Source organism: Mesorhizobium sp. M2A.F.Ca.ET.037.01.1.1 (assembly GCF_003998075.1).
Classification (GTDB): Bacteria; Pseudomonadota; Alphaproteobacteria; order Rhizobiales; family Rhizobiaceae; genus Mesorhizobium.
Genome location: NZ_RZSA01000609.1, coordinates 1 through 4,139 on the forward strand (window position 1 = coordinate 1; position 4,139 = coordinate 4,139).

Below are 4,139 nucleotides of genomic sequence, written 5' to 3' on the forward strand. Positions count from 1 at the left end.
GTAAGGTGATGATCGATATCGGCTGACAGCAAATCGCCGCAACACATAGAGGGAACCGAAGTCCGATGAGCCGAAAGAGACCGACCGTCGCCGATCTGCGCGCGATAAAGGGCAGGCGGCAATTGACCATGCTGCGCGTTCTGACGCTGGAAGAGGCCGAGGCCGCCGAGCTGGCAGGGGTGGACATCGTCGCGGTGACGCCGGAACTGGTGCTCAATCCGCAATATCGCGATGCGGCGCCCAGCCTCTTCACCATGCCCGGCGAGAACTTCTTCGAGATCGGCACGGCCGACGATTTCCTGCGTTGGGCTTTCAGGCTCTACAAGGCCGGCGCCGACGCCGTCTATTGCAGCGCCGGCTACGCCACGATCAAGCGCATGGCCGACGACGCCATCCCCGTCATCGGCCATGTCGGCCTCATTCCCTCCCGCGCGACCTGGACCGGCGGCTTCAAGGCTGTCGGCAAGACCGCCGATACGGCCATGCAGGTGTTCGAGGCGGTGAAGCAGCTGGAAGCCGCCGGCGCCATCGGCGCCGAGATCGAGGTCGTGCCGGTGGAGGTGGCGAGGGCGATCTCCGAGCGTACTTCGCTGATCATGCTGTCGATGGGCGCGGGCACCGGCTGCGACGCGCAATATCTGTTTGCCGAGGATATCCTCGGCGCCAATCGCGGTCACATGCCGCGCCACTCGAAAGTCTATCGCAACTTCGCCGCCGAATATGACCGGCTGCAGCAGGAGCGCATCGCGGCGTTTTCCGAATATGTCGCCGACGTCAACAGCGGCGCCTATCCGGAAGACAGGCACATCGTGCATATGGATCCGGACGAGCTCACCCTTTTCATGAAGAAGGTTGAGGCAAAACCCTGAACGGGCGGCGATAGGTGCTGCTTTAAGTTTCCAATTCTAAGCATGTCTTTATCGCGAAACCGGGCGCACTTGTCGGGAGACATGCTTTAGGCTCGCCACGTTCCGTCGGCGAGCGCAGCGTAGAGTGTGTTGGCACTGGTCCCCAGCGACCGGTCTTCCTTGAGCGTCGCGACATGAGAGCGGACCGCTGCGTGGATCACTCCGGTTGCCGGCGCCAGCACAAACCCTTCGCGCAGATCCACGGCCTGGGCCGCCGCCATCAGCTCCAAGGCGATCAGACGCCGCCACAGCACGATCATCTCGGCACATTTGGCGATGGTGAGCGGTGTCTGGGTGGCGTGATCCTCGACGCCCTCTGACACCGGCAGGAAGTCGAGCATTGCTGGATTGGCCTTCTGGCGGATGCCGGCGAGGATTGCCGTGACCGTTTTCTGCAACGGCACGAAGCCGGCTGATGCGCCGCCGATCGGCGACAGATATTTTGGCAGGCCGTGGCGGCTGGAGCCGGTGAGCTGGATGAAACGGGCGGCGCAGGCTGCCGCGCATTGCGCAATCGCTAGGCCAAGCGTCTCGAAAGCGAGCGCCAGCGACGAGGTATGGAAATTGCCGGTCGACAGCACGAGCGCGTCCTCCGCAAGCACCAGCGGGTTGTCGGCGGCCGCGTTCAACTCGATCTCGACCGCCAGCCTGGCGTGATCGATCGCCTGGATCAGCGCGCCGTGAATCGAGGGCATACAGCGGATCGAGAGCGGATCCTGAATGGTGGTCGGCGCCGGTCATGGTCGCGCGCGAGCAGCTCGCGCAGCGTCTTTGCGGCCAGCGCCTGGCATGCCGCAGGGCGGGCCACATGCAGGCGCGGGTCCAGAATGGTGCGGTTCGCGCCGAGCGCCTCCATGGTCAGCGCGCCGGCCTGTTGCTGCTGTTCCATCGCCGACAGGACGTCGACAAGCGCCAGCGCGCCGGCGCCAGCCGAGACCGCCGAGGCATTGATCAGCGATAGACCGTCCTTCGGCGCCAGACTGACCGGCGCCAGACGCGCCATCATCAGCGCCTTGGCAGAGGGCATGCGACGGCTCTGGTAGTTGGCGTCGCCTTCACCGATCAGCGTGTGCGCGATCGCCGTCATCATCACCAGGTCACCGGCGCCGATCGAGCCCAGCGACGGCATGACCGGATGGACGCCGGCATTGAGGGCTTCGACGAGTGCCGTGAATACATGCTGCGAGAGACCGGAGCCACCGGCCGAAAGCATGGCGATGCGAGCAAACATCACCGCTCGCACGGTCTGTATCGGCAAAGCTTCCCCGACTGCGGCGCCACGCCCGTCGAGAAGCTGACGCTGGAAGGCACTGGCATCACCTTCCACCGCTGTGCCGAGATTGGCGCCGAGCCCGGTGTTCAGACCATAGATCTGCTGCCCGCCGGCCGCGGCCTCGTCGAGGACTTTCCGCGCCTTGCCGAGCTTCTCGATGACCAGCGGCGTGACTTCGACCTTGTCGGAATTGCGCGCGACGGCGGCAACATCCTCGATGCTGACGCCGGCGCCGGTGAGAACGAGCGGGCTCATGCGAAGCGCAGCCTCTGGCCGATGCCGTTTTCGCCGGCCTTGGCGAGCATCGCTTTGCCGAGCGCGATGTCGGAGAGCGAGAGGCCGCGATGCCAGAACAGGATCGTCTCGCCATCGCTTTGCCGGCCCGGCTTCAGGCCGGCCGCGATCTGGCCGAGTTCGGCGTGCAAAGTCGCCTCGCTCAGCCGTCCCGTCTCGACATGGGCGCGCAACGAGCCGAACTTGCCGCCCTTGCACTGGCCCCAGTCGTCGACGACGATCTTCTGCATGATGTCGGTCAGCGACAGCTCGACCGCGCTCATCGTGCCATAGGGCACGACCAGCGCGCCGCGCTTGATCCATTCGGTCTTGAGCAGCGGCTGCGGCTCCGGCAGCCGCGAGGCCTCGACGACGATGTCGGCGCCTTCGACGCAGCTTTTCCAGTTGGCCACCGCCAGCACCGGCTTGCCGAGGTCGGCGGCGAGCTTCGCGGCGAAGGCGTCACGGCTTTCGGGCCGGCGCGAATGGACGCGGATCTCGTCGAAGTCGAAGAGGTGGTCGAGCAGCCGTACGTTCCAATAGGCGGTGCCGCGCGCCATCCTCGACGCCACCGTCATCACCGACATGCGCACGGGCGCGGCGTACCGGTGCGCGGATCGAAAAGATTGAGGATGCCGAATTCCGACGGCAGGCCGTGCATGTAATTGTCGACATAGTCGCCGACGATCTTCACGCCGGCGGCGTCGAGCGGCGCCACATAGCCGCGCAGCACGTTGAAGTGGCCGTGGAAGGAGGGATCCGGCTCGAGATGGACGCGCGGCTCGATAACGATCTGGCCCTTGCCCTGCGCGACGAGCCCGGCCTCGACGGCGCCAATGATCTCGGCGTCGGTCATGGCAAGCGCTTCGATGTCGAGAGCGTTGAGGTAGTCGATGTAGATAGGCTTCATGCGTTTCCCTCGGCCGGCCCGCGCTCTTCCATAACAGGCGGAGAGGCGACACGAAAGTTTGTTGGATAAGCTCTGGACTGGACGGGGCTTATGCTGTTCAACCAGCGCGTCATGACCAGCATCCCCGACAACGCAGCCGTGTCCCCGTCCGGAGATTCCGCAGGCCAGGCGCGTCGTGTCGCGCTGATCGTGGCGGTCGCCTTCTTCATGCAGCTGCTCGATTCGACGATCATCTCGACGTCGCTGCCGCAGATGGGCCATTCCTTCGGCGTGCCGGCGGTGGCGATGAGCATCGGCATCACCGCCTATATGCTGACCATGGCGGTGTTCGTGCCGCTGTCGGCCTGGCTTGCCGACCGTTTTGGCGCGCGCAATATTTTCCTCCTGGCGATCGCGCTGTTCACGCTGGCTTCGGTTGCCTGTGGCTTTTCGCAGAGCCTGACGGAGTTCGTCGCCGCTCGCATCGTGCAGGGCCTGGGCAGCGCGCTGATGACGCCGGTTGGCCGCATCCTGGTGCTGCGCAACGCCGAGAAATCCGAGCTGATCGCCGCGACGGCGTTGATCACCTGGCCGGCTTTGTTCGCGCCGGTGGTCGGGCCGGTGCTTGGCGGCTTCATCACCACCTATCTCTCCTGGCATTGGAATTTCTTCATCAACGCGCCGCTGGGGCTGGCCGGGCTTGCGCTGGTTGCCCGCTTCGTGCCGGGCGACCGCGATTCCGAGGCGAAGCCATTCGATTGGCCTGGCTTTTTCCTCACCTCGCTCGGCCTTGCGG

2 protein-coding genes and 2 pseudogenes are annotated in these 4,139 nt (G+C 65.1%); 2 read left to right on the forward strand and 2 right to left on the reverse strand.

Annotated features, from left to right (window positions below; translation table 11 throughout):
- The first annotated feature begins 65 nt into the window (after positions 1 to 65).
- Entirely contained in the window at positions 66 to 869 is an 804-nt protein-coding gene (locus EOA27_RS25305) for a 3-methyl-2-oxobutanoate hydroxymethyltransferase (protein WP_127257535.1), read from the forward strand.
- 86 nt (positions 870 to 955) lie between these two features.
- Here the strand turns inward: EOA27_RS25305 and hutH are convergent.
- Both hutH and EOA27_RS25315 read right to left on the reverse strand, forming a co-directional pair.
- A pseudogene (gene hutH / locus EOA27_RS25310) lies at positions 956 to 2,436 on the reverse strand (histidine ammonia-lyase).
- A pseudogene (locus EOA27_RS25315) lies at positions 2,433 to 3,364 on the reverse strand (ornithine cyclodeaminase family protein). Before EOA27_RS25315 ends, hutH begins: the two co-directional pseudogenes overlap by 4 nt.
- A gap of 111 nt (positions 3,365 to 3,475) precedes the next feature.
- Between EOA27_RS25315 and EOA27_RS25320 the strand changes: the two are divergent.
- Positions 3,476 to 4,139, forward strand: a 664-nt coding sequence (locus EOA27_RS25320) for an MFS transporter (protein ID WP_127257537.1), incomplete at its 3' end; no start/stop codon positions are given.

Excerpts from the sequence above, each read along its gene's own strand:
- EOA27_RS25305 (WP_127257535.1), top strand. The coding sequence starts at position 66 with ATGAGCCGAAAGAGACCGACCGTCGCCGATCTGCGCGCGATAAAGGGC.